The following is a 25,336-nucleotide window of genomic DNA, read 5'->3' as shown; positions in this document are numbered from 1 at the left end:
GTGTGCTCCTCCACGGGTCCACGGATTCGAGTATTCGATATATCGAACGCTGTGCGAGAGATCGACCAGACGATAGGGAGGGGAGGGGGGAGCGTCAACGGGTGGGGAGAGGTGAGTTGTAGTGAGGTCCGTCGGGAGAGGTGGTTCAGTAAAGGCGGTCCAGGAGAAGGCGGTTCAGGAAAACTCGGTCAGGAAAGGCCTGCCGAGCGCACCAGCCAGTCGAACGCCGCCTGCGCCGTGAACTCCTCCTGGCCGCCGCGCAGAAGCAGACCCGCGGTGGCGAACTCCGGCGCGTCGGCCTGGGCGGCGACGTAAGGGAGGGCGATGCAGCGCATGCCCGCCGCGTGCGCGGCGGCGGCGCCCGGGGCGGCGTCCTCCAGTACCACGCAGGCCGCCGGGTCGGCCCCGAGCCGGAGGGCCGCCTCCAGGAAGACGTCGGGAGCCGGCTTGCCGTGCGCGACCTCGTCCGCCGAGACGACGATCCGCAGATGGGCGTCCAGGCCCGTGCCCGCCAGGACCGCCTCGATGGCCTCGGGCGAGGATCCCGAGGCCACGGCCATGGGCACGTCCTCGGCGGCCAACAGCTCGACGAACTTACGCATTTCGGGGTACGCGCGCGTGGAACTGCGGGCCAGCTCCAGATAGCGGCGGTTCTTGGCGGTGAACAGCTCTTCCACGGAGGCCCGCAGGTCGTACCGCTCGATCCAGTCCGCGACCGTCTCCTGCGTGCTGATGCCGACGTACCGCTCGTGGTCCGTCCAGCTGAAGTCGGGGACGCCGTGCTCGGCGAGGGTCTGCCGGCCCGCCTCGTAGTAGTTCGGCTCGCTGTCCACGAGCGTTCCGTCGAGATCGAAGATGACCGATATGCCGCCGAGATTGCTCATCGTTCCAGCATGTCAAAGACCATGATCCGCAGACTGCCGGGGGTCAGGCCCGGGCCGCGCGGCCGATCGACTCCACCAGCGGCAGCAGCCGGTGGGGGACCCGCTCGCGCAGGGCGATCTCGGTGCGGGTGCGGACGACCCCGGGCAGGCTGATCAGCTTCTGGACGACGTCCTCCAGATGCGCGTTGTCCCGCGCCACGACCCGGGTGAGCAGATCCCCGCCGCCCGTGATGGAGAACGCCTCGACGATCTCGGGCACCGCCGCCAGCGCGTCGCCCACCTCGTCGAGATGGCCCTGGGTGACCTCGATGTGCACGAACGCGAGCACCGGATGCCCGAGCGCGGCGGGGAGAGGGCCGGTGCCGTGCCGGTGATCACGCCGTCGCGCTCCAGACGGTCGAGCCGGGCCTGCAACGTGCCCCGGGCGACGCCGAGGGTACGGGCGTACTCGCGCACACTCGTGCGCGGCTGCTCCAGCAGCAGCCGCAGGATGCGGGTGTCGAGCTCGTCCACGGCCATGCCGCGCCCTCCTCGTCCGTTGGCCCTGCCGCGGCCGCTTTCCAGCCGCTTCGGCTGTACCAATGGCCCAGTCTAGATGGAGCCTGTTGAGCCAGTGGCGTCCGGGATGGTGATATGGAGGCGTCGATGGCGCTGCGGACCCCGCGGCGCCTTTTTCATGCTTTCCCATCCGGCGTTCCAAAAGGGGGCGGTAAGTGGTGCTGAAGAGGGTGTTCGTGGCTCCGGATCCGGGGCGGACGCGGCTGCGGTTCGCCACGCGTGCCGTGCTCGGCATCGCTCTCGCGATCGCCGTCTGCGGCCTCGCCGGACACTCCCTCACGGGGGCCGTCACCGGCGGTCTCGCCGCCCTGCTCGCTCTGTTCACCGTCACCGACGCCACGGTTCGCGGCCAGGCGGTCACCACCGCGCTGCTGCCCGCCGTCGGACTGCCCGCGCTCACCGCCGCGGCCGGACTGCACGACCATCCGGTGGCCCGCGACCTCACCTTCCTCGCCGTGGTCGGCGCGGGCGTGTACGCGCGCCGCTGGGGTCCGCGCGGGCACAGTCTCGGCGTGTTCGCGTTCATGACCTTCTTCGTCGCGCAGTTCCTGCACGCCACCACGGACCAGCTGCCCGAGCTGTACGCCGCGGTCCTGCTGTCCGTCCTCGCCGCCGCCGGAGTGCGCTTCGGACTGTGGTGCTACGAGCGCCGCCTGCCCCCGCCCGCCGTGCCCGCCCCGCCGGGCGGCACCGGCCTGGCCCGGGTGACCACCCGCCAGGCGATCCAGGCGACCGCCGGCGCGGGATTCGCCCTCGTCGTGGGCCAGCTGGTGTCCGGCCAGCGCTGGTACTGGGCCGTCGGCGCCACCTGGTGGATCTTCGTCAACACCACCTCGCGCGGCGAGACCCTGGTCCGCGGCTTCCGGCGACTCCTCGGCACGGTCATCGGCATCGCCCTGGGCCTCCTCGTCGCCATGCCGGTGCACGGCGACCCGACCGTCACGGCTGCCCTCGCCGCCATCTGCGTCTTCGGCATCTTCTACACGGCCGCCGTGTCCTACACCTGGATGATGCTCTGGGTGACCCTCCTCGCCGGTCTGCTCTACGGCCTCCTCGGCGTGCTCGGCCCCGGCCTGCTCGCCCTGCGCCTCGCCGAGACCGGCGTCGGCGCGCTCGGCGCCGCACTGGCCGTGATCCTCGTCCTGCCCGTCACCACCCACAGCGTCACCGACGCCTGGATCCAGCGGGCACTGCGCTGCGTCCACGCCTGCACCGCCGAGACCGCCCGGCGCCTGGCGGGCGCGGCCGACGCGGACCCGGCCCCTCGGGTGGCGGAACTCGAGCAGCTGCTCGCCCGGGTACGGCTCTCGGTAGCCCCGCTCGTGCACCCGCTGAACCCGATGCTCGGCCGCAAGCGCCGCGCCCGGCACGTGCTCGCCCTCCTCGACGACTGCGCCCGGGAGATCCGGGGTCTGGTCGCCGTCGCAGCCGACCCGGAGGCCTCCCACGACGCCCGCCTGGCCGCCGCCTGCCATCGCGTCCAGGCCGCGGTCGAGGCGCTCACCGACGGGGAGGACCTCTCGGTCCTCGCGGACGACCCCACCACGACGGAACCCGCCCTGGCCCACCTGCACGGCCTGGAACGGGCCCTGACAGAACTCGCCCGACCACTCCGCACGCCGTCGGGTTCACCGTTGGTCGGGGCGTGAGTGCGGGACGGTGCTGAGCGGGTGCTGGCCGGGGGCGGTCGGCGCTGGGTGCGCCGTGGGATCCGCTGCCGGTCGGGGCGCGAGTGCTGCACGGCATTGAGGGGACCTGGCCTGGCCGGGGGCGCTCGGCGGCTGTGCACGCCGTGGGGCCCCTGGGGCTTGAGAGCTCACGCCCCTGATACGGCCCTGGCCGGGCCCGGCCGACCGCTGTATATCCTCGCTGGCCGACCGCTGTCGCGCCACCGCCGGCTCGCCGCTCGGCCGGGCACGAGCGTGCCCCGCTCAGTCCTCGCGCGTGATCCTCGGCCGACAGGGGCGCGGGTCCGCCGCCCGACGACGAAGGCCCGCTCCAAAGCGGACGCTGTTGGTTAATTCCGCCCCGCTGGACTCATCCAGCGGGGCGGAGTGCTGCGAAGGGTGAAATGCGGGTCTTGGCGAGTGGTTTGCCGGTGAGCCAGGCATCGATGCGGGCGAAGTTGACGGCGGCGCCGGTGAAGTGGTGCTGCAATCGGGTCTTGGCGAGGCCGCGGTAGCGGGATCTGCGCAGGCCGAACGCCTGGACGCCCTGTGAGATCGTGCCCTCGACGCCGGCTCGGTGTCCGTAGCGGCGGCGCCACTGGTCGGTGTCCTGCTCGATACGGGCCTGTTGAAGGATGTCGTGTTCGGTCTTCGGTCTCAGGGTCAGATTGCGGCCGGTCCTGGAGCTGGTGCACGAGGTCCTCAGTCCACAGGGGTCGCAGTGCCGGGCGGCGAAGCGGATCCGGGTGACCGGGGCGCCCCACTGGCTCTGCTCTTCCCGCCAGACGACGTTGGTCTGTCCGCCGGGGCAGACGGCCCGGCGCTGGTCCCAGTCGATGGTGAAGTGGGTGTTGTCGAAGATGTCTCCGGTCGCCTGTCCCTTCACGGTGGTGGACTTGACCGGGCCGACCAGTTCGATGCCGTGATCGCGGCGGGCGTGGTGGATCTGTTCGGCGTCGACGTATCCGGCGTCCACCAGGTGCTCGTCCGGCAGCAGGCCCCGTTCAGCCAGCGCGGTGTGGATGTCCTCCAGGACAAGGACGTCGTTGACCGGCGCCGGCGTGGTGCGAACGTGGGTGATCAGATGCGGGGCATCGGGCTCGCAGGTCTCGCTGAGGTGGACTTTGTAACCAGACCAGCCCAGGTCCCGTTTCGAACCAGTGCGGGCCTCGGGCTCGTAGGGGGTCCGTAAGCGGATCAGGCCCGGCGGGAGGTCCTTCGTCCCGCGCCAGCGCACGGTGTCCTCGACGTGGTGGAACTGTTGCACCCAGGTCTGCCGCAGGAACTCCACCGCGGGCAGGCTTCGCAACGCGGGCGGTGACGTGGCCGACCAGATGGCCTTCAGCAGCGTCATGCCGTCGGTCCCGCACTGGTCGGCGTGTTCGACGCGGGCCGCCCACCGGGACGCGAAGCGACTGTCCTCCGGCCTGGCCGAGTAGCGGTCGAACCACTCCGGCGCCGACACCGTCACCAGCCAGTCCCCGGCCTCCTCCGCTACGTGGTTCAGGGCCGCCCGCAGGGTCTCGACCACGAATTCCAGCCGGTTCAGATCTCTCGTTGCGGCCAGCACGTGGGTGGCATCCGTGCGCTGCCGCTTGCCAGCCTTGACCAGCCCTGCCTCGCCGGCCGCCCGGAGTACGGCATCGAACACCAGCTGGCCGGCCTCGCCGTCGACCAGCCGGGCACGAAACTCGCTGAGTACCGAGAAGTCGAATCCGGTGTCGGCCAGTTCCAGCGAAAGGGCGTACTTCCAGTCCAGACGCGAGCGGACTGCGTGCGCGGCCTGCCGGTCGGTCAGCCCCTCAGCGAACTGCAACACCGACACCAGCGCGAGCCGGGCCGGAGACACCACCGGCCGCCCCCGGGCCGGGAAAAGTTCCTCGAAATCGGCATCCGAGAACACCGGCCCGAGCACGTCCCGCACCCGCATCACCAGGCAGCCCTTCGGGAACACCGCATGTGCCAGCCGAGCGGTCTCCTCCGGGATCTCCCCCAGATCCACCCCACGCAACGACACCGAACTACCCCTCAACATGACGACGGCCTGCACAACCCCAACGGGGTCATACAGGCCGTCGTCACGCCCGCACCCTATTTACCAACAGCGTCCAAAGCGGAGCGGGCCTTCTCAGTCGTACCAGGGGACGTCAGCGAACCGGCGTGCCCTGAGCCTGCTGCGGGGCGATCCCCAACGCCGTCGTGTACTTGGCCAGCGCCAGCTTTCCGATCGCCGGGTACGGCCCGAGCGACTCCGAGGCGGAGCACTCCGCCTCCTTCGCGGCCTCCTCGACCAGCCCCGGCTCGATCTCCGGGCCGATCAGATACGGCGCGAGGGCCAGCTGCTGCGAACCCGAGGAGCGCAACTGCTCGGCGACGGACGCGATGGAGCCCTCTTGGTCCAAGGCCGCAGCCATCACCGGCACCGCGAGGCGCGCGGCGAGCAGCATGCCGGTGATCCCGGCCGCCTGTACGGCCTCGTCACCCCCCACGGAGGCGAGGATGATGCCGTCCGCGGCGGTCGCCACGGTGAACAGCCGGGCGCGGTCCGCGCGGGCCAGACCCGCCTCGGAGAGCCGCACGTGCAGCGCCTCGGCGAGCAGCGGGTGCGGGCCGAGGACATCGGTCAGCTCGGCGGCGATCCGGCTCTCCATGACGGCCTGGCGGACCCGGCGCAGTAGCGCGCTGTCCGGCCCGGCGAGCAGCGGCACGACGACGGCCACGGGCCCGTCGGGCTCCCTGACGTCCATGCCGGCGGCACGCGCCTGCTCGAAGCGGGCGGTGCGCTCCTCGGCGGCGTACGTGAGCACGGCCTGAAGCGAGGGGAACTCCGCGTCATCCCCGTCCAGGTACCCGATGCGGGCGTCGAGGCCGGGCAGTTCGGAGCGGGCGATGCTCACGACCTCTTCGGCGAGGCTGCGCGTGGCGCTACTGGGCGTGCCCGGCACGGCGAGGACGAGCGCGGGCGCGCCCTCGGGAGCCACCAGCGGCTCCGGACGGCGGTGCCGTCCGGGCTGGCGGGGTCGCGGCATTCGTACTGGCAGGCCGGACTCGGGTCCAGTGGGGGAACTCATGGCGCCGCATGTTACTGGCTTCCTGGGCTCCCCTGTTCGGGGAGGGGGCAGGTGAGCGGTATCCGTCCGGTTTTGTCTGATGAGTTACGTACGGATGGAATGACGTGCGGATGGTGCGTGTTCGGATCAATCACCCGAGAGGGTTGTCATACTCAGTATGATCTCGTCGCCCGGCAGGGTGAGCGGACCGGCGCTCAGCTCGGCCGCCATGCGCACCGAGCCGTGCAGCGGATCGCCCTCGGCCGGCACTCGCCGCGCGTGCGGGAGCCGCTTCGCCAGTTCCGCGTCGAGGGGTACGAGGAGTGGGTCGCCGATCTTGAACAGGCCGCCCGTGACGGCGACGCGCGACGCGCCGCCGGAGGGGCACACGGCCGCCGCGGAGTCGGCCATGTGCCGGGCCGCCTCGCGCAGGATGCCCGCCGCCACGAGGTCCTCGTCCGCGCAGGCGGCCACCATGGGCGCGAACGAGGCGAGGACGGCGGGCCGGTCCGGCCGCGGATACAGCGCGGCGGGCAGCCCCGCCACCGGCCCGAACACCTCCTCGGCGCAGGCCAGCAGCCGGGCCGAGCCGCCCTCCCGCCCGTCGTGGGCCCGCAGCGCCGCCTCCAGCCCGGCCCGCCCGATCCAGGCACCGCCGCCGCAGTCGCCGAGCAAGTGCCCCCAGCCGTCCGCCCGATGCCAGCCCGCCAGGTCCGTGCCGATCGCGATCAGTCCAGTACCGCCGGCGATCACGGCACCCGGCCGAGGCCCGAGGGCGCCCACGTACGCGGTCACCGCGTCGGCGGCCAGCGCGACCCTCCGTACACCGAACTCCCGGGCCAGGCCACCCGGCAGTTCGGCGCGCAGCCCGGCACCGAGGGAGGCGAGCCCGGTCGCGCCGACGACGGCGGCGGCCAGTCGCACGGGACCGGCCTCGGCGGTCAGGGCACGCACCAGAGGCACGAGTCGCGCCATGAAGTGCTCGGGGTCGATGCCCCGGTCACCCGTGCGCACCGGCTCATCGGACGCCCGCCGGGCGAGAGGTCCGCGCTCGGCGGTTCCCACGACCACTCGGAGTCCGGACCCGCCGGAGTCCACGGCGAGATAGCCGGAGCCTTCCGGCGGCCCGGTCACGGCAGGCGCCAGTCCACCGGTTGGCCGCCCTGACGGATCAGCAGGTCGTTGGCCCGGCTGAACGGGCGGGAGCCGAAGAAGCCCCGGTCCGCCGACATGGGGGAGGGGTGGGCGGACTCCACGGAGGGCAGGTCGCCGAGCAGCGGGCGCAGATTGCGGGCGTCACGGCCCCACAGGATGGACACCAGGGGCTTGCCGCGCGCCGCCAGGGCCCGGATCGCCTGCTCGGTGACCTCCTCCCAGCCCTTGCCCCGGTGGGCGCCGGGCTTGCGCGGGGCGGTGGTCAGCGCCCTGTTGAGCAGCAGCACGCCCTGCCGCGTCCAGGGCGTGAGATCACCGCTGGACGGCTGCGGCAGCCCCAGATCGGCGTTCAGCTCCCGGAAGATGTTGATGAGGCTGCCGGGCAGCGGCCGCACCTCGGGCGCGACCGAGAACGACAGCCCCACCGCGTGCCCCGGGGTCGGATACGGGTCCTGACCGACGATCAGGACCCGTACGTCGTCGAAGGGCTGCTGGAAGGCCCGCAACACGTTCGGCCCGGCCGGGAGGTAGGTGCGTCCCGCGGCGATCTCCGTGCGGAGGAAGTCCCCCATCGCGGCGACGCCTTCGGCCACCGGTTCCAGGGCCTTCGCCCAGCCCGCTTCGACGATTTCATGCAAGGGTCGTGGTGCCACGGGCGTCACCCTACTGCCGTACGGGCAGCGGCGATCAACCGGTGGCCATGGCCCGCTCGTAAGCTCATCGCCCGCATCGTCCCCGCGTCATCCCCCATCTCGTCCCCGCCTCAGCCGACGACCGCGGCCCGCACGCACAGCACGTCCGGCAGATGTGAGGCGAGCTGCTGCCAGCTGTCGCCGTCGTCCGCCGAGGCGAACACCTCGCCGTTGCGGTTGCCGAAGTAGACGCCCGCCGGATCCGCGTCGTCCGTGCACATCGCGTCGCGCAGCACCGTGCCGTAGTGGTCCTCCTGGGGCAGCCCCGCCGAGAGCGGCTCCCAGCTCTTGCCCGCGTCCGCCGACCGGTAGACCCGGCACCGGCGGTCGGCCGGGACCCGGTCGGCGTCGGCGTTGATCGGGAACACGTACGCGGTGTCGCCTCTGTGCGGGTGCGCGGCCGCCGCGAAGCCGAACGTGGACGGCAGGCCCTCGCCGATGTCCGTCCAGTGCGCGCCCGAGTCGTCGCTGCGGTAGACACCCCAGTGGTTCTGGAGGTAGAGCCGGTCAGGGTTCGCCGCGTCCCGCGTCACCTTGTGCACGCACTGGCCGAACTCCGGGTTCGGGTCGGGCAGGAACACCGCGGAGACTCCCGAGTTGGAGGGCGCCCAGTTCGCGCCGCCGTCCAGCGTGCGGAACACGCCGGCGGTCGACACGGCGACGGTCACCGCCTTCGGGTCGCGAGCGTCGGTGAGCACGGTGTGCAGGCCCTCACCGCCACCGCCCGGCATCCACTTCGACCGAGTGGGGTGCTCCCACAGGGGCCGGACGAGTTCGAACGTCTCCCCGCGGTCCTCCGAGCGGTACAGAGCGGCCGGTTCCGTGCCCGCGTACACCACGTCCGGCTCGGCGGCGGCCGGGTGCAGCTGCCACACCCGCTCCAGGGACGCCCCCGTGTCCTTGGGGAACTTGACGGCCGGCCGGGCCGGTTCCGTCCAGGTCCGGCCCAGGTCGTCGGAGTGGAACACGGACGGGCCCCAGTGCGCGCTGTCGCCGCCAACCAGCAGCCGCGGGTTCGCGGTGCGGGTGTCGATGGCGACCGAGTACACGGCCTGCGCGTTGAAGTAGGGACTCTCGTCGAACTGCCAGACGCCGCCATCCCGTCGGCGCCCGATGAACAGGCCTTTGCGCGTGCCCACGGCGAGCAGTACCTCGGTCATGCCGATCACCTCCGCGGCGTCGTCGTCGACGCCCTCGTCTTAGACACGGGCCAGTCTGCACCCCACCACTGACAGTCACCCCCGGAGCGGACTCGGCGCAGGTCAGGACCGTGTCGGCGCCCGCGCGAGCGTTCGTCGACCCCGTCCACGAAGACGCCGCCCCGGACCGCGGCGCCCTCCCGGAGTACGTGCAGTGAGCATCCAGCGGCCCTCTTCCGTATGGGGGAGGGCGGCGGGATGGTCATGCGCTCGTGAGGAGGATGCCTTCGATGGCGTTACGTGGTCCGAAGGTGTGGCTGTGGCGCTGGCGGCGCAATCCGCTCAAGCGGCGCGCCGACAAGGTGGAGGCCTGGGTCGTGCTGGGCGTGTGGATGCTCACCGTGTTCGTCGGGGTGCTCGCCGGCATGGCGGTGAGCCGGTCCGTCGAGGACGGGCTGGCCCGCGAGCGCGTCGAGTGGCGCCCCCTCGTGGCCCGGCTCGCCGAGCGGGCTCCTGGGACGGCCTCCGAGAACGGCAGCGTCTCCCGTGCCGAGCACGTGTGGGCGGAGGCCCGGTGGACCGCCGCGGACGGTTCCTCGCACTCCGGCCAGGTGCGGGTCCTGGCGGGCAGCCAGGCCGGTTCGCCGATCACCGTGTGGACGGACCGCGAGGGCCACCAGGTGACCCGCCCCGTCACCGAGTCCCAATCTCGCGTACGCGCCTCGCTGATCGGCGGTGTGGCAGGCGTCTGCGCGGCGCTCCTGCCACTCGCCGGCGGCCGCGCGGTACGCCGCCGCCTGGAACGCCGCCGCATGGCCCAGTGGGACGCCGAGTGGTCCCGCTTCGGACCGATGTGGGGGCGCACGACGGGGTGACGGGCCGGGCGGCGCCCACCCCCGGCAGATGGTTGGTCCCAGTCCGATGGGGCGGGGTGGTCCTGTTCCGGCGGGGGCCGGCCGCAGTTCGGCGGGGCGGGGTCCTGTCCCGCCGAGGGCGACGGCCTCAGCCGGTGGGCGGGGTGGGTCCCGTTCCTGGCTGGGCGGCTGATTGCAGCCCGGCGGGTGGTCGGTCTCGGTCGGTCAGGGGTGGCCGGTCCGACACCGGCGGGGCGGAGCCCATTACGACAGGCACGACTGATTGCAGTCCGGTAGGGCCGCGGGTGCCATCCCGGCAGGGCGGCTGATCGCAGTCCCGCGGGTGCGGCCGGTCCCAGCCCGACAGGGCAGGCCGGTTCCACCCCGGCAGAGAGAGGCCCGCCCCATCCCGACCGCCCTACCTGCCCCCCTCCCGCCCCAGTGCCCCCCGGCACACCCGCAACAACTCCTCGTCCTCATGGACGTCGTGGCCGGCGTAGCCGCCAGCGGCGGCGTGATGCCGTCGTGGGGACGTGAGCTCCGCTCGCAGCAGGTCGTGCAAGGGCGCTCCCCTGGGCCCCAGCGCTGCCACGCACCCGGCGATCGTCGTGCGAGTGCGTGGGTGCTCCACCCATGCGGAGCGGAGGACGGGAAGGACCTGGTCCCCGTCCGGCTGCCCGGTGATCCGCCACACCGCGCATGCCGCCGCGACCCGTTCCGACGCTGCGCCGGAGCCGGTCATCCGGCGCAGCCCGGGCATGGCCGTACGGGCCGCCTGCCCCAGTCGTCCGAGTACGTCCGCGGCCGCCGCGGGGAGATACCGGCCGCCACCGTGGTCTGTCAGCTTCCGGAGCAGTACGGGCACGACGGCATCCGCCTCGTCCGTGACCGACCACAGCGCGTCCGCGGCCGCGACGGCGCAGTCGGTCGCCAGCAGCCCACGCAGATCCGGTATCGCCTCGCGCGCGGCGCCGCCGAACGCCCCGAGGGCACGGGCCGCCGCCCCCGTGACGGCGTCGCCCAGCCGCCGCCCGTCCGGCATGCCCCGCAGCAGGCGCAGCACCGACGGCACGGACTCGGCGTCGCCCAGTGCCGTGAGCGCCGACAGGAGGGGAACGGCTCGCTCAGGCGTGTCGGGGCCGTCGAGGGGAACGTGGGCGAGGCGTCGCCGCAGGGCTGGGGCGAGCGGCGCGGCCGCGCAACCCAGGTGGGGTATCACCAGCCCGGCCGACCGCCTGACCGCCTTCGCCGCCGTCGTACGGCACCTGCTGGCCGACCCCGTCCTGCCGCCCGGACTCCTGCCCGCCGACTGGCCGGGAACCGAGCTGCGCGCCGCCTACACCGACTACCGGCGGGAGCTGATCGGAGAGGTACGCGCGCGCGTGCGGGGCGCATGACGCGGACGGCCGTGCGAAGCGCCCGCCGGGACGCTTCGCACGGCCGTCTTCACCGTGGGGGGAGTACCTGAGGGACTACCTGTAGGTGATGTCCGAGGTGGAGTAGAGGCAGTTCTTGCTGTCGGGTCCCGTCCCCACGGCGGTGTTGTTGTTGTACTTCTGGCAGGGGATGACCTTCCGGCCGGCGTCGTTGCGGATCGTGATGCCGCGCAGCGTCGCCACGTCGTTGCGGTTGACGTTGATGCCGACGAGCCGGGCGGTGGTGCCCGTGCCGGTCACGTCGATGGTGTTGAGGTTGACCTTGCGGGTGTACTGCGTGGAGCAGTCGCCGCAGGAGCGGTAGAGCGTCTTGAACTCCTGCACCGCGAAGTTCGAGATGTTCAGCGTGCCGCCGCCGTTGTGCTGGAAGACCTTGTCCGCCGCCTTCTTCGCACCGCCGCCGATCACGTGGTAGGTGGCGCCCGTGCCGCCCCGGAAGGTGGCCGCGTCCTCGCCGACGTCCTCCCACCAGACGTTCTGCAGCGTGCAACTGCCCTGGCAGTGGATGCCGTCGGCGGCGGGGGCGCCGAGGATGACGTTCTTCAGCACCGCGCCGTCCGCGAGCTTGAAGATCGGGTCCTGGCCCTCCTCCTGGCCGTCACCGGCCAGGCTTCCGGTGCCGTAGAACCGCTTCATCCCGTAGTCCTTGGTGCCGGACACGGAGATGGTGGAGGAGGTCCCCTGGCTGCCGTTGGGGGTCGGCCAGGTGGCCGCGCTCGCCGTCGGCGCATTGGTTGTCATGATCATGCCAACCGACAGGCCGAGGGTGGCCAGCGCGCCGGTCAGTGCGCGCCTGCGGGGGCGCGGACGTGTCGCAGAAGTCATGTCCCGATTCCTTCTGTCTGGGCGGTTGAGGGGTGTCCGAGCGGACGGGGTGTCAGAGCTTTCCGGCGCCCGCGCCCGACGTCACCGAGGCGACGACGGACGAGGCCGGCTCCGCCGTGTAGCCGTACGGCGGGCTGGTGAAGGTGCCGACCCGCGAGATCTCGGTAGCGGCTCCACCGAGATCGTTGCCGCGCAGGTTGGCGTATCCGTCGACGTCGCTGCTGCGGTTCGTGGTGACCGCGATCTTCGTCGAGCGGAAGACGTTGTTCTCGACCAGCATCTGGGCGCCCATGCGCGAGTGGCAGGCGGTGTCGGCGCCCTCGACGTAGTTGTTGTAGAAGTGCCCGGTGCCGAAGCGCAGGCTGGGGATGCGCGAGTACACGTTGGCGAAGTGGTTGTGGTGGTACGTCACCTTCAGCCGGCCGGTGTCCTCGCTCGCGTTGTTGTCGCTGTGGCCGACGAGCGAGCCCTTGAAGTGGTTCTTGAAGGTGTTCCAGGACACCGTGACGTTGTCCGCACCGTGGTTGACGTCCAGCAGACCGTCGTAGTGGTCCTTGTCGTGATCGCGGTCGGCCGAGAAGGAGTTGTGGTCGATCCATACCTTGCTGGACGCCTCGACGGTGATGCCGTCGGCGGGCGCCACCGGCTTGCTGATGTTCAGGTTGCGGATGACGACGTTCGAGACCCTCTTCAGCCGGAGTCCGCCGCCGGTGAACCCGGACGCCGAACCCACGCCCAGGACCGTCGTGTTGGACCCGATGTCGACCTGACCGCTCAGCGGGATCAGGCCGTTGACCCGGACGACCTTGGCCGAATTGCCGGTCACGGCCGACTTGAAGGCGCTCAGTGTGGAGACGGTGACCGCCGAGGCGCTGCCGCCGCCGGTCGTCCCCGCGCCGAACCCGACCGGGGAGGTCTCGGCGGCCCCGGCCGGCTGGGGAACGGCCAGGACCGTCACGGTCGTCAGGGCGGAGGCTGCGGCGAGCGCCAGGGTGGATCTGCGGACACGTGTACGTGGGGGATGAGTACGCATGGGGGGTGCGTCCCTTCGTGGTGCCTTCATGGTGCCAGGTCGGTCATGTACATGAATACCGTTCGCCATGTTGTTCACCGCGCGCGCTGTGTGCGGCCGGTCCGGAGGTCTTGCCATGCCTCGGGGGTGCACTTCCCCGGGCCCGGCAGGCTCCGGCGGGCGCCCTGGCGGAGGCGCTTCCGGGTCACACTGTTGAACGGAACGTAGGGGGCAAGCGCTTTCTAGTCAACGCCTCGCGCAGAACGCATTCGGCCGGACCTGTTGTGGGCGCCGGCATCGCGGGAAGCGGCGTGGGAGCGCTTCCATGCGAGCCATGTCCATGCCACCATGCCGATCGGACGCTTCCCTTCACGAGAGGGCGGGTCGATGAGGAATCCGCGCATGCGTACGTTCGTCAACGGGCTCGTGTTCATGCTGCCGACCGTCGGTGTCCTGTCCCTGTCGCCCGGACCGGCGCCTGCTGTCCGAACCCAACCGCTCCGACCTCTTCGAGGCGGGCCACGTCTACCGGCTCGGCGACGGCGACGGCTGCCTCCTGCTCGTCGAGGCGCTCGCGACCGGATCCGACTGGCGGCGCTACTTCCGTGCCCGGATCGCCGACAGCCTGGGCGGCACGTGGAAACCGCTGGCCGACATCGAGGCCAACGTCGACCAGGCCCTTACGGTCGACCCGTGCCGCCTCCCAACCGAAGGGACCCGCACGTGCCTGCCACCCCCCACCCCACGACGAGAAGACCGCTGCGGTCGATGCCCGCCGCACTCCTCGCCACCCTCCTCGCGCTGCTGCCGTTGCTCGCGGTCACGGTGCTCGCCGCACCCGCGGCCGCCGCTCGTGAACCCGCCCGTGATTCCGCCCGTGAGAAGGCCGTACCCACCGCGACCCTCACCGAGGTCACCGACTTCGGCACGAACCCCAGCAACCTGCGGATGTACCTGTACGTGCCGGAGAGCGTCACACCGAACCCGGCGGTGGTGGTCGCCGTGCACTGGTGCACCGGCTCGGGCCCGGACATGTACAACGGCACCGAGTACGACACCCTGGCCGACCGGTACGGGTTCATCGTGCTCTACCCGTCCGTCACGCGCAGCAGCAAGTGCTTCGACGTCTCCTCGCCCCAGGCACTGCGCCGCGGCGGCGGCAGCGACCCGGTCGGCATCAAGTCGATGATCGACTGGGTGACCCGCACCTACGACGCCGACACCGGCCGCGTGTTCGCCACGGGCATCTCCTCCGGCGCGATGATGACGAACGTCCTGCTCGGCGACTATCCCGACGTGTTCGCGGCGGGCGCGGCCTTCTCCGGCGTGCCGTTCGCCTGCTTCGCCACCACCGACGGCTCCGAGTGGAACAGCAACTGCTCGAGCGGCACGGTCACCCACACTCCGAAGGAGTGGGGCGACCTGGTCCGGGGCGCGTACCCCGGCTACAGCGGCCCTCGCCCGCGCATGCAGATCTGGCACGGCACCGAGGACGACGTCCTGCGCTACCCCAACTTCGGGGAGCAGATCAAACAGTGGACGAACGTGCAGGGCGTGAGCCAGACGCCCGCCGCCACCGACACGCCCCAGCCCGGCTGGAACCGCACCCGCTACGGCGGCACAGGTGACCAGGCCCCCGTGGAGGCCATCAGCCTCCAGGGCATCGGCCACAACCTGTACGCCCACGGCATGGCATCCCGCGTGCTCACCTTCTTCGGTCTCGACAAGTCGGGCCCGGCTCCCCAGCCCCAGCCCGGCGCCTGCAAGGTGACGGCAGCGGTGAACGCCTGGAACACCGGCCTGACTGCCTCCGTGACCATCACCAACACCGGCGCGACGACGGTCAACGGCTGGAAACTGGGCTTCACGCTCCCCGCCGGGCAGACGGTCACGGGCGGCTGGGGCGCCACGTACACGTCCTCGTCCGGGTCGGTGACCGCGGCCAACGTGTCCTACAACGGCACCATCGCGCCGGGCGCGAGCGTGAGCATCGGCTATCAGGCCGGCCATGGCGGCAACAGCGCCGCCCCGGCCGCGTTCACGCTCAACGGGACGGCGTGCGCGACCGGTTGACGTGTGGGCGGTGTGGCTCGGGGTGCGGTTGCCGGCTGAGACCGACCGGTGGTACTGGTCCGGCACCCGCCCCTCGCCGCCGAGTTCCCGCGCCGCGAGCCGGGCCCACGAAGGGTTGCGCAGCAGCTCGCGGCCCAGCAGGACCGCGTCGGCCTCGCCGTTGGCGAGGATCTTCTCGGCTTGCTCGACCTCGGTGATCAGCCCCACCGCGGCGACGGGCAGCGTCGTCTCCTGCTTCACCCGGGCGGCGAAGGGCACCTGGTAGCCGGGGCCGGTGGGGATGCGGACGCCGGAGGCGTTGCCGCCGGTGGAGACGTCCAGCAGGTCGACGCCGTGGGCCCGCAGGTCGGCGGCGAAGCGGACGGTGTCGTCCGCGTTCCAGCCGCCCTCGTCGAGCCATTCGGTCGCCGAGACGCGGAAGAACAGCGGCTTGTCCCGCGGCCACACCTCCCGTACGGCGTCGACGACTTCGAGCGCGAAGCGGGTGCGGTTCTCGTACGAGCCGCCGTAGGCGTCGAAGCGGTGGTTGGAGTGCGGGGAGAGGAACTCGTTGATCAGGTAGCCGTGGGCGCCGTGGATCTCGGCGATCTCGAAACCGGCGGCGAGCGCGCGGCGGGCGGCGGCTGCGAACTGTCCGACGATGTCCTTGATCTGCTCGACCGTCAGCTCGGCCGGAACCGGGTGCCGTTCGTCGAAGGCGATCGGGCTCGGCGCCACCAAATCCCATCCGTACGCCTCCGGACCGACCGGGGCGCCGCCCTTCCAGGGGCGGTCGGTGGACGCCTTGCGGCCGGCGTGGGCCAGCTGGATCGCCGGCACCGTGCCCTGCGCGGCGAGGAAGCGGGTGACGCGGCGGAACGCCTCGACTTGTGTGTCGTTCCAGATGCCGAGGTCGTACGGCGATATGCGCCCCTCCGGGGACACCGCGGTGGCCTCGACGATGATCAGGCCCGTGCCGCCGGTGGCGCGGGCGGCGTAGTGCGCGAAGTGCCAGTCGTTGGGGGCGCCGGTCTCCGGGCCCTCCGGTGCGGCCGAGTACTGGCACATCGGGGGCATCCACACGCGGTTCGGGATCGTCACATCGCGCAGGGTGCAGGGCTCGAAGAGCGCGGTCACGGCGGACTCCATTCGTCACGGGGCCGATGTCGACTCGTACGATAGGCATCGTAGTACGGCGGATGTCAAACTACGAGAGGTCTCGTATTATGGGATCCCCGAAGGAAGTGGAGCCGCCGTGACCTCTCCCGCCGTCAGCAGCCGCGACCTGCCGCATCCCGTGCGTGACGAGATCCGGCTGGAGGGTGTGCTGCACGCGCTCTCCGACCCGATGCGGCTGCGGATCGTGCGGGAGCTCGCCGCGGCCAGCGGGGAGTTGTCCTGTTCGCACTTCGACCTGCCCGTCACGAAGTCCACGACCACGCACCACTTCCGGGTGTTGCGGGAGAGCGGGGTGATTCGGCAGGTGTACCGGGGGACGGCCAAGATGAACGGGCTGCGGCGGGATGATCTGGACGAGCTGTTCCCGGGGTTGCTGGATGCGCTTCTCGATGCCGCGGGTCGGCAGGCTGTCCGTGGTGGCTAGACCGCGTCGCCGTGCGCGGCGGTCATCAGCGACTGCCAGTCGGGGAGCTTCACCACGTTCCTGCCGAGTGACGCTCCCAGCATTGCCTCCGCCTGTTCGATCGACTGCCAGCCCGCCCACTCGACCGGGTCGGCTCCCTCTGCGCGCAGTGCCGTGAGCGGGTCCTGCGCGACGTTCTTCCGGGCGAGGACCGGGGCGTCCTCCAGCAGGGACGTCGCCGTCTCCTTCGCGCACGGGCGGTTCGTGCCGATGACGCCCGTCGGGCCCCGCTTGATCCAGCCGGCCACGTACTCGCCCGGCGTGACGACGCCCTCGCGCAGGACACGCCCGGCCAGGTTCGGCACCGTGCCGCTGTCCGGGTCGAACGGCAGCCCTTCCAGCAGCACTCCGCGATAGCCCACCGAGCGCAGCACCAACTGGGCCTCGACGTCCTCGAACCGGCCCGTGCCCGTCACGCCGCCGTGCCCGTCCGGTGCCGTCCGTTCGAACCGCACCGCGCCCACGTGGCCCTGCTCGGCGAGCAGTGCGGCCGGGCGGAGGAAGAAGCGCAGCCGGATCCGGCGCGGGGCGCCGCTCGGCGGTGTCTCGGACCAGCCGCGCAGTACCTCCACGTTGCGGCGCTGCGGGGCGGGCAGCGCGGACGGATCGGTGTACCCGGGGTCCAGGGCCAGCTCCGCCGGGTCCACGGTGACGTCGGTCTCCGGCAGGGTGCCCAGTTCGCGCAGTTCCTTGGTGGTGAAGCGGGCCTGGGACGGGCCGCGCCGCCCCACCATGTGGATCTCGGTCACCCGGCTCGCCGCCAGTGTGGTCAGGGCCGCCTGCGGCATGTCGGTCGGGCTGAGCTCGGCCAGGCCGCGCGCCAGCATCCGGGTGACGTCCACGGCGACGTTCCCCACGCCGATCACCACGGCCGACCGTGCGTCCCGCAGGAACCCGGCGTCCACGGCGTCCGGGTGGGCGCTGTACCAGGACACGAACTGTGTCGCCGACCAGCTGCCCGGCAGGTCCTCCCCGGGGATGCCCAGATGCCGGTCGGTGGCGGCGCCCACGCAGTACACCACCGCGTGGTAGAGCTCCCGCAACCGGGTGACCGGCACCCCGCCTGGGCCGGCCTGGACGCCTCCGAGGAACCGGACCCGGTCGTGCTCCAGGATCGTGCGCAGGTTGTTCTGGAGCGACTTGATCTTCTCGTGGTCGGGAGCCACGCCGTAGCGGACGAGACCGTACGGGCACGGCAGCCGGTCCAGGACGTCGACGCGCACCTCGGGGTCCAGCTGGACGAGGCTCTGGGCGGTGTAGCACCCGCTCGGCCCGGACCCTACGACGGCGACTCGCAGCACGGCGGAACTCCTTACCCGGGGATCCCGAGGGCTCTCAGGAGAGCGCTGACGCCTCCAGCATCGCACCGGCCGGGCTCCGCTGACAGGGTGCTGTGCTCCGCTTGGGGTGCGTGTCCGATCTGTAGGGAATGTGATCATTAGGTTACGTTCTGTGTGTGCTGGAAGCATCCTTTCTTAATCTTTCTGATCGCTCTGCGGCGGACAGTGCGGTGTCCGTGCGGCCCGCGTGGGAGGTGCGGGAGAACGAGGACGCCACGCGGTGGTTCGACGTCCGGCTGCTCTTCACGGACGGCGCCCACGTCGAGGCGCTGGCCGTCGTGGCCGGGGGATGCGTCGGCGTCGAGGACGTGCGCGCGCAGCCCGCGCTATCCCTGGACGACCTGGCGGTGCTCGCCGACTGGATCGAGGACTCGCTGGCCGAGGCGTGCTGCGCCGGTGCCGGGACGGCTCCGGAAGACGGCGGAGGCCAGGGGCGGCGCGCCCGCGCGGCCTGGCCGCGCGGTGCGGAGGGGCGGCGGCTGGTGGCCCAGGAGTACCGCGCGGCCCAGCAGGACGGTGCCGATCCCGTCCTCGCCGTGATGGGCGCGACCGGACACAGCCGCCGCACCTGCCTCAGGCTGATCGGCCAGGCCAGGGACGCCGGGCTCCTGACGCCGCGCCGCGCCCGGCGCTGACCGGAGCCCGCCAGGGCCCTGTCTAGAGCATGTCCCGCATCCGCGTGATCTCGCTCGTCTGCTGGGCGACCACCTCGTCGGCCATCTCCTCGATCCGGATGTTGTTGCCCTGGCCCTTCACGTCCGTGGCCATCGTGATCGCGCCCTGGTGATGGGTCGTCATCAGCGTCAGGAAGAGCTGGTCGAACGCCTTTCCGTTGGCCGCGCGGAGCTTCTTCAGCTGCGCCTCGGTCGCCATCCCGGGCATCGCGGCGTGTTCGTGCCGCTCCGCCCTCAGTGGCTTGCCGTGCGACTTCAGCCAGGCCTTCATGGCTTCGATCTCCGGCTTCTGGGCGGCGGCGATCCGTTCGGCGATCCGTTTCACCTTCGCCGACTCGGCGCGCTCCGGGGCGAGTTCGGTCATCACCAGGGCCTGGGCGTGGTGTTCGATCATCATGCGGGCGTAGGAGACATCCGCCGAGTTGGGGGAGTCGTTCTCCGAGCGCTGGTCGGCGGCCTCCTCGGCGGACAGGGTGCGGTTCGCCTCGCCGGGCTTGCCCGGCGCGATCACGGCGGGTCCGTCCGCGGCGGCCGGCTTCCGGTCAGGACCGGAGTCGCAGCCCCCGGCCGTGAGTGCGGCCAGGGCGATCAGCCCCGTCGTGAGGACGGACGTGCGGGACGCGCGGCGGAAGGGCACAACGACCTCCTGTGGCAGGCGTGTTGGTGGACACCTGGTGATGCTTACGGCCATTCGGGCATGCTTCGCGGGTCATTGACCGAGCGACTTCTTTAAGATCCTGTTGCCGCCTGTTGGTATGTGCATGGCGAGGACGATACTGCGTGGTGCGTGAACCGTTCCGAAGGGAACGGAACCAGGGAGGAAAAACAGTGAACCTGTTGAACGACCGCAGAACACGCCGCAGACGCCTCGGGGTGGGCGCGATGGCCGGCGGACTGCTGGCCGCGCTCCTCGTGGCTGCGCCGGCAGGAGCCACCCCCGACCCCGGGGACGCCCCGCCCAAGCCGAAGGAGGTCTCCAAGAGTGCGCAGGCCGAGGCGCGCGAGGCCATCGAGAACGGCGAGATACCCGGCCAGGACGAGATCGTCCACTCCGCCAACATCGAGCACGTCGCCAACATCCCCAAGGACGTGCTGCCCGGAACCAACTCGGACCTGGCCTTCCAGGGCAGGTACGCCTTCGCAGGCAACTACGACGGCTTCCGCATCTTCGACATCAGCAACCCGAAATCCCCGAAGACGGTCGCCCAGGTGCTGTGCCCGGGCTCCCAGAACGACATCTCCGTCTCCGGCAACCTGCTGTTCCTGTCCACCGACTCCTCGCGCAGCGACAGCAGTTGCACCAGCACCACGCAGCCGGCGACCGAGAAGTCCTCGTGGGAGGGCATGAAGGTCTTCGACATCAGCGACAAGCGGAATCCGAGGTACGTCGCCGCCGTCGAGACCGCCTGCGGCTCGCACACCCACACGCTGGTGCCCGAGCGCCGCAACGTCTACGTCTACGTCTCCTCGTACTCGCCGAACGCCACCTACCCGGACTGCCAACCGCCGCACGACGGCATCTCCGTCATCAAGGTGCCGCGCAACGCCCCCGAGAAGGCGGCGGTCGTGGGCTTCCCCGTGCTGTTCCCCGGTGAGGGGCCGGACGGCGGCGGCAACCCGGGCGGGCCCACCAACCCGGGCGTGTCCAAGACCACCGGCTGCCACGACATCACCGTGCTGCCCTCCAAGGACCTGGCCGCGGGCGCCTGCATGGGCGACGGCATCCTGTTCTCCATCAAGGACCCGGAGCACCCGAAGGTCATCGACCAGGTGCAGGACAACGTCAACTTCGCCTTCTGGCACTCGGCGACCTTCAACCAGAAGGCCGACAAGGTCGTGTTCACCGACGAGCTGGGCGGCGGCAGCGGGGCCACCTGCAACGCGGCGACCGGGCCGAACCGCGGCGCCGACGGCATCTACGACGTCGTCGGCAAGGGCGACAAGCGCAAGCTCGTCTTCCGCAGCTACTTCAAGATCCCCCGCCACCAGGCGGACACCGAGAACTGCGTGGCCCACAACGGCTCGCTGATCCCGGTCGAGGGCAAGGACCTCATGGTCCAGGCCTGGTACCAGGGCGGCGTCTCCGTCTGGGACTTCACCGACTCGTCGAAGCCGAAGGAGATCGCCTACTTCGAACGCGGTCCGCTGGGCACCGACCGGCTGACCTTCGGAGGCTCGTGGTCGGCGTACTACTACAACGGCTACATCTACTCGAACGAGATCACCAAGGGCTTCGACGTCCTGAAGATCAAGGACCGGCGCACGGACCCGGCACGGTGGGTCCACCTGCGTGAGCTTAACGTGCAGACGCAGCCGGACTACTTCGACTGATCCTGCGGGTCGCACTCAGGTGCGGCCCCGGTGGCGAAGAACCGTGACAGATCCCTGTCACTCCTCCCGCCGGAGGCTCCGGTCTCCGGCGGGACTCCCAGCTCCCAGTCGAGCCGGTAGCGCTTGAACAACTCGGCCCGCAGCACCGGGACCGGCATCGGCACCCCCGGCACCAGGGCGGCGTACACGGCGCCCATCAGCAGGGCGCGCAGCATCGGGTAGTCGCTGTCGACGTCCCGCGACCCGTGCCGGGCGACGGTGTCCCGCAGCAGTTCGGCCAGGCGCCGCTGTTCCGGGCAGGGCACGAAGCCCTCGGCCTGCAACAGTCCGGCCATGTGCTGGCGCATCAGCACGGGCCGGTCCCCGGCCAGGCCCAGGATCGCGTCGATGGCCCGAGCCATCCGCTCCCGGCCGTCCTCGGCACGCGGTTCGCGCTCCAGCGCCTCCTCCAGCGTGCGGTGCATCAGCCGGTGCACGGCGGACTGCACGAGCTGGCGCTTGCCCGGGAAGTAGTACGAGACCAGTCCGCGGGCCGAGCCCGCCCGGTCGGCGATGTCGCCGAGCGTCGTGGCCTCGAAGCCGCGCTCGTCGACCAGTTCGACCGCCGCCTGGAGAAGCCGCTCCTTCGAACGCCTCCGCAACTCTTCATTGACCGAGGCGCTGCGCGGGGACATGCTGTAACTCCTGCGTTGACTGGCTGCCAGCCAACTATACTCGGAGGGGTCCGGCCAGACCGCTCGGTCCAGGCCGGGGATGCCGTCTGCCTCGGGCGACGCGGGGGATCGCCCGAGGCGGGCGAGCAGGTGACCCGGTGGTCCTCAGCCCACCAGGTCCAGGACCGGCCGCAGCCCGTCCGGCCGGTCGGGCACCGGCAGGTGGTCCACGAAGTGCACCCCGCAGCCCAGGGCGGTGGCCCCGCCGTCCGCCCTGCGGTCGTCGCCGACCATGAGCGTCCGGCGCGGATCGGCGCCGAGCGCCTCGCAGGCGGTGGCGAACAGCCGCGGGTCGGGCTTCTGGATGCCGTGCTCGTACGACAGGACGTACACGTCGATGTAGCGGTCCAGGTCGTGCTCGCGGAACACCGGGCGCAGGTCCCAGCCGATGTTGCTGACCACCCCGACGGGGATGCCCCGCTCCCGCAGTGTGCGGAGCACCTCGACGGCGTCCGGGTACGGGGTCCATGCCGCCGGTGCCATATGGCGGTCGTACAGCGCGTCGTGCCACGCCGGGTCGGGCAGCGTGACCTGGCGGGAGAGGCCGGTGTAGGCGGCCCGGTGCAGTGCGGCGCTCTGGTCCCGGATCAGCCAGGCGTCGGCGAGTTCCTCCGGCACCCGCGCGGGATCGCCCCCGCCCGGCAGCGCCCCGACCGCCTCCAGCGCCCGCGCGGCGGCGGTCAACTCCGCCTCCGTGAAGGGGACTCCTGCATCGGCCACGACGCCGCGCAGCCAGGACTCGGTGGACTCGACACGGAAGAGCGTTCCGGAGAAGTCGAACAGCACAGCCGTCATGGGGCGATCCTACGAGGCGGTGTCCGGGTGGGAGCGCGGCTGTCGGCGCTCGTGCGCCCACACCGCCAGGGCCACCACCGTCGCACCCAGCAGCCAGCCGCCCACCACGTCCGACGGCCAGTGGACGCCCAGCCAGACACGGGTCAGCCCCACGCCGACCACGGACACGACGGCCACGGTCACGGCCGTACGCCACACGGCACGGCCGACGCCGTGACGGCGCAGGAGCCACAGCAGGAGGCCGCACACGACCGTGGCGGTCATGGCGTGGCCCGACGGGAAGGCCGAGTAGTGGGCCGAGTCAACGGGGTCGGGCCAGACCGGGCGGGGGCGGTTCACCACCGCCTTCAGGGCCTGCTGGAACAGCGTGCCGAGCGTGACGGCCAGCGCCAGCCACACCGCCGTCCAGCGCGCCGCGAACCGCACCACCAGCCACACGACGACGACCGCGCACAGCAGTCGCATGGTCCACGGATCCCACACCCAGTCCGTGAGGATGCGGCACGCCTGGGTGATGCCGGATTCCTCGACCGCCCAGCGGTGAGTCGTGGCGGAGATGTCCCCGTCCGCGCTGATCAGCGGGCTCCATCTGGCCGCGACGAGGGCCAGCAGCAGAGCGGAACACAGGGCCAGGACGCCGGCCGACCGGGCGGCGGTGCGGTGCTGCGGGCGGGGCGGGGAGTCAACGGTCGGGGTGTGCATATTGCGATCCTCGCCGAACCGGGGGCTCCGGATCCAGTACGGTGACGATCTTCCGGCCCTCGACCGCAGACTTCGGCCACCTGACGCCTCTCTGACGCCCGCGAAATCAGCACGGACGCCACCGGGCCCCGGAGCAGGTGCCCCGGCTATCCCAGGGCTCGCAGCCCCGGTACGAACGCCACCAGCACCGGCACCACGGGCACCAGTGCGGCCGCCGCCGTCAGCCGCAGCCGGCGTGCCGGGGCAGCCGGTCCGGGGGAGTGAGCAACCGGTGCACCCGCGCCGGGACGTGGGCCTGCGGTGTGGGGCAGGGGCCGAACACGCCGCGGTGCTCGTTGAGTTCGACCAGGGCCAGGGCCGTGGTCAGGCGGCCGAAGCGGCGGGACGCCGTGTCGTCGGCGGCGAGTTCGACCAGGCGGTGCATCTCGTCACGGAACGCGGCGAACACCGGCACCTGAGGAAAGCCACCCGCCAGTGCGGAGGAGCAGTTCAGCAGCCAGTCGTGCCGGGCCCGGGCGTGCCCCTGCTCGTGGGCGAGCACGGCGTCCAGCTGCCGGCCCTTCAGCCGGCGCAACGCGGCCGTGGTGACGACCAGTTGTGGCGGAGTGCCGGGCTGCCACCAGGCGTCGGGCTGCTCGCTCTCCAGGACGACGAGCCGGCCGGACACAGCCACCTCGCCCGGCAGCAGCGGCGCCCTGACCAGCAGATCGGCACGCCGACGGCGGCGCCGGGCGCGCGCCCCGCCGATCTCGCGGACCAGCATCGCCGCGCTCCACAGCCCGCCGCCCGCCAGCGCCACGGCGGTGGCCGCCGCCCAAGGGCCCGCCGTACCGAGGGCGTAGGCCTCGACGACCGGGCTCGGCGCCGTCGCGAAGACATGCCCGCCGACCGCGTGCCAGGCCGCCGCCGCGCTGAGCGTCATCGACAGCGCACAGCACACCAGCACGGCCGCCACCACGCACTGCCACACCCACAGCGCCACCACCGGCTCACGATCCGGCCAGTCCGCCCGGGCGAGCAGCCGGGGAGCGACCACTGCGGTCAGGGCGCCGAGCAGCAACAGTGCCGCGGGGAGCATCATGAGACGCAGCCTACGAGTGACGCGCCGCTCAGCGGTACGACTTGTGGCGCCGAAGTGACGCAGGCAACGAATCCGTACGGTGTGCCGGGACGGCCCCGCTCACAGCGTCAGCAGCATCGCCACCATGGCGATCCCCATGGACAGCCGGCAGGCCCGCGCCAGCTCCGGCCGGTCGCCCCACCCGGCCCCGTCGTCCCCGGCCCCGCTTCCCGCCACGGCGGCCACCGGCACCAGCCGGACCCCGGTCAGCAGCACGTATCCGGCGAAGTAGAGCAACAGCGCACCCGTCAGGAGCGGAACCCCCGATCCCCCCTGATCGTGCGCGTGCGCGGGAGCGCCGGCCATGACGACGGACATGTAGACCATGGCCCCGGCCCCCACCAGGTGGTGGAGGTGGTGCGCGCCGGCCCGCGCCGCCCACAGCGCGGGTACTGCGGCCGCCCCGAACACCACCGCGTATACGGGCCAAGCCCACGAGGGCGGAGTGAACACCGCCGCGGGCACGGCCATCGCGGCCATTCCGAAGCCCATCAGCGCCTCGCCGCCCGCGGTGCCGCGCTGCTCCCCGGCGCCACTGCGCATCCGCACCAGGCAGTAGGCGCCGGTCACCGCGCAGAGCGCCACCAACAGCCAGCCGGACGAAGCCGGTCCGTGCACGCGCACCTCCCCGCTCGACGGTCGGTCATTCGATGCCCGGGCCATGCGGCGCGCACGCGAGCGCAAGGGTGTACACG

General features: G+C 71.7%; 21 protein-coding genes and 5 pseudogenes. 8 read left to right on the top strand and 18 right to left on the bottom strand.

All coding sequences use genetic code 11. The annotated features are described in order from the left end of the window. Positions 1–188 precede the first annotated feature (188 nt). Positions 189–884, bottom strand: a complete 696-nt coding sequence (locus tag V8690_RS04355) for an HAD family phosphatase (protein WP_338775977.1) — start codon at positions 882–884, stop codon at positions 189–191. A 43-nt stretch (positions 885–927) separates the two neighbouring features. Continuing rightward, positions 928–1,403 (bottom strand): annotated as a pseudogene (locus V8690_RS04350) (Lrp/AsnC family transcriptional regulator). A gap of 197 nt (positions 1,404–1,600) precedes the next feature. Here V8690_RS04350 and V8690_RS04345 point away from each other — a divergent pair. Beyond that, positions 1,601–3,091 carry an FUSC family protein gene (locus tag V8690_RS04345; RefSeq protein ID WP_338785247.1) on the top strand — a complete coding sequence of 497 codons (1,491 nt, stop codon included), beginning with the start codon at positions 1,601–1,603 and terminating at the stop codon, positions 3,089–3,091. Positions 3,092–3,479: 388 nt separating this feature from the next. Here the strand turns inward: V8690_RS04345 and V8690_RS04340 are convergent, their stop codons facing one another. From V8690_RS04340 to V8690_RS04320, 5 genes are all read right to left on the bottom strand, one after another. Beyond that, positions 3,480–5,126, bottom strand: a complete 1,647-nt coding sequence (locus V8690_RS04340; RefSeq protein WP_338775976.1) for an IS1182 family transposase — start codon at positions 5,124–5,126, stop codon at positions 3,480–3,482. Positions 5,127–5,256: 130 nt separating this feature from the next. Next, complete coding sequence (locus tag V8690_RS04335; protein ID WP_338775975.1) at positions 5,257–6,180, bottom strand: hypothetical protein; 924 nt, start codon at positions 6,178–6,180, stop codon at positions 5,257–5,259. 126 nt (positions 6,181–6,306) lie between these two features. After that, on the bottom strand, positions 6,307–7,293 hold the full coding sequence (locus tag V8690_RS04330) for a BadF/BadG/BcrA/BcrD ATPase family protein (protein WP_338775974.1): 987 nt from the start codon (positions 7,291–7,293) through the stop codon (positions 6,307–6,309). Further along, the gene (locus V8690_RS04325) at positions 7,290–7,967 is read right to left on the bottom strand and encodes a uracil-DNA glycosylase (RefSeq protein ID WP_338775973.1); all 678 of its coding nucleotides are present in this window, start codon (positions 7,965–7,967) and stop codon (positions 7,290–7,292) included. Before V8690_RS04325 ends, V8690_RS04330 begins: the two co-directional genes overlap by 4 nt. A 110-nt stretch (positions 7,968–8,077) precedes the next feature. Beyond that, on the bottom strand, positions 8,078–9,175 hold the full coding sequence (locus V8690_RS04320) for an exo-alpha-sialidase (RefSeq protein ID WP_338775972.1): 1,098 nt from the start codon (positions 9,173–9,175) through the stop codon (positions 8,078–8,080). Between the two features lie 260 nt (positions 9,176–9,435). Here V8690_RS04320 and V8690_RS04315 point away from each other — a divergent pair, with 260 nt between their 5' ends. Then, the gene (locus tag V8690_RS04315; RefSeq protein ID WP_338775971.1) at positions 9,436–10,020 is read left to right on the top strand and encodes a hypothetical protein; all 585 of its coding nucleotides are present in this window, start codon (positions 9,436–9,438) and stop codon (positions 10,018–10,020) included. Positions 10,021–10,417: 397 nt separating this feature from the next. Here the strand turns inward: V8690_RS04315 and V8690_RS04310 are convergent, their stop codons facing one another. Next, complete coding sequence (locus tag V8690_RS04310; RefSeq protein ID WP_338775970.1) at positions 10,418–11,071, bottom strand: hypothetical protein; 654 nt, start codon at positions 11,069–11,071, stop codon at positions 10,418–10,420. 151 nt (positions 11,072–11,222) lie between these two features. Here V8690_RS04310 and V8690_RS04305 point away from each other — a divergent pair. Next, positions 11,223–11,396 (top strand): annotated as a pseudogene (locus V8690_RS04305) (PaaX family transcriptional regulator C-terminal domain-containing protein); the annotation flags it as partial. A 75-nt stretch (positions 11,397–11,471) separates the two neighbouring features. On the opposite strand, the gene V8690_RS04300 reads toward V8690_RS04305, so the two are convergent. Further along, on the bottom strand, positions 11,472–12,260 hold the full coding sequence (locus V8690_RS04300; protein WP_338775969.1) for a pectate lyase: 789 nt from the start codon (positions 12,258–12,260) through the stop codon (positions 11,472–11,474). A 52-nt stretch (positions 12,261–12,312) separates the two neighbouring features. Then, positions 12,313–13,293, bottom strand: coding sequence for a polysaccharide lyase family 1 protein (locus tag V8690_RS04295; RefSeq protein WP_338775968.1), 981 nt, complete (start codon positions 13,291–13,293; stop codon positions 12,313–12,315). A 427-nt stretch (positions 13,294–13,720) separates the two neighbouring features. Between V8690_RS04295 and V8690_RS04290 the strand changes: the two are divergent. Next, positions 13,721–13,927: pseudogene (locus V8690_RS04290) on the top strand (non-reducing end alpha-L-arabinofuranosidase family hydrolase); the annotation flags it as partial. 113 nt (positions 13,928–14,040) lie between these two features. After that, positions 14,041–15,345 (top strand): PHB depolymerase family esterase, encoded by a 1,305-nt coding sequence (locus V8690_RS04285; RefSeq protein WP_338785246.1) that lies wholly within the window; start codon positions 14,041–14,043, stop codon positions 15,343–15,345. A gap of 39 nt (positions 15,346–15,384) precedes the next feature. Here the strand turns inward: V8690_RS04285 and V8690_RS04280 are convergent. Next, a pseudogene (locus tag V8690_RS04280) lies at positions 15,385–16,461 on the bottom strand (NADH:flavin oxidoreductase/NADH oxidase); the annotation flags it as partial. Positions 16,462–16,579: 118 nt separating this feature from the next. Here V8690_RS04280 and V8690_RS04275 point away from each other — a divergent pair. Next, positions 16,580–16,927, top strand: a complete 348-nt coding sequence (locus V8690_RS04275) for a helix-turn-helix domain-containing protein (RefSeq protein ID WP_338775967.1) — start codon at positions 16,580–16,582, stop codon at positions 16,925–16,927. On the opposite strand, the gene V8690_RS04270 is transcribed toward V8690_RS04275, so the two are convergent. Continuing rightward, complete coding sequence (locus tag V8690_RS04270) at positions 16,924–18,267, bottom strand: FAD-dependent oxidoreductase (RefSeq protein WP_338775966.1); 1,344 nt, start codon at positions 18,265–18,267, stop codon at positions 16,924–16,926. The genes V8690_RS04275 and V8690_RS04270 overlap by 4 nt on opposite strands. Before the next feature lie 209 nt (positions 18,268–18,476). Between V8690_RS04270 and V8690_RS04265 the strand changes: the two genes are divergently transcribed. Beyond that, positions 18,477–18,941, top strand: a complete 465-nt coding sequence (locus V8690_RS04265; RefSeq protein WP_338775965.1) for a DUF6214 family protein — start codon at positions 18,477–18,479, stop codon at positions 18,939–18,941. Between the two features lie 22 nt (positions 18,942–18,963). On the opposite strand, the gene V8690_RS04260 is transcribed toward V8690_RS04265, so the two are convergent. Further along, a complete protein-coding gene (locus tag V8690_RS04260) occupies positions 18,964–19,617 on the bottom strand; it encodes a DUF305 domain-containing protein (RefSeq protein WP_338775964.1) in 654 nt (217 codons plus the stop codon). Positions 19,618–19,808: 191 nt separating this feature from the next. Between V8690_RS04260 and V8690_RS04255 the strand changes: the two genes are divergently transcribed. Further along, entirely contained in the window at positions 19,809–21,311 is a 1,503-nt protein-coding gene (locus tag V8690_RS04255; RefSeq protein WP_338775963.1) for a hypothetical protein, read from the top strand. Here V8690_RS04255 and V8690_RS04250 read toward each other — a convergent pair. The 5 genes and pseudogenes from V8690_RS04250 to V8690_RS04230 form a co-directional block, all read right to left on the bottom strand. Further along, a complete protein-coding gene (locus V8690_RS04250) occupies positions 21,299–21,985 on the bottom strand; it encodes a helix-turn-helix domain-containing protein (protein WP_338775962.1) in 687 nt (228 codons plus the stop codon). The two genes, V8690_RS04255 and V8690_RS04250, sit on opposite strands and share 13 nt — an antisense overlap. Positions 21,986–22,129: 144 nt before the next feature. Beyond that, positions 22,130–22,819 carry an HAD-IA family hydrolase gene (locus V8690_RS04245; protein ID WP_338775961.1) on the bottom strand — a complete coding sequence of 230 codons (690 nt, stop codon included), beginning with the start codon at positions 22,817–22,819 and terminating at the stop codon, positions 22,130–22,132. 9 nt (positions 22,820–22,828) lie between these two features. Further along, complete coding sequence (locus V8690_RS04240; protein WP_338775959.1) at positions 22,829–23,521, bottom strand: phosphatase PAP2 family protein; 693 nt, start codon at positions 23,519–23,521, stop codon at positions 22,829–22,831. A gap of 146 nt (positions 23,522–23,667) precedes the next feature. Beyond that, positions 23,668–24,602: pseudogene (locus V8690_RS04235) on the bottom strand (M56 family metallopeptidase). Between the two features lie 99 nt (positions 24,603–24,701). Beyond that, the gene (locus V8690_RS04230; protein ID WP_338775958.1) at positions 24,702–25,259 is read right to left on the bottom strand and encodes a DUF5134 domain-containing protein; all 558 of its coding nucleotides are present in this window, start codon (positions 25,257–25,259) and stop codon (positions 24,702–24,704) included. Positions 25,260–25,336 lie beyond the last annotated feature (77 nt).

Origin of the sequence: Streptomyces sp. DG1A-41 (assembly GCF_037055355.1) — a bacterium.
GTDB lineage: Bacteria > Actinomycetota > Actinomycetes > Streptomycetales > Streptomycetaceae > Streptomyces.
This window is presented reverse-complemented; position numbering and strand designations above follow the sequence as displayed.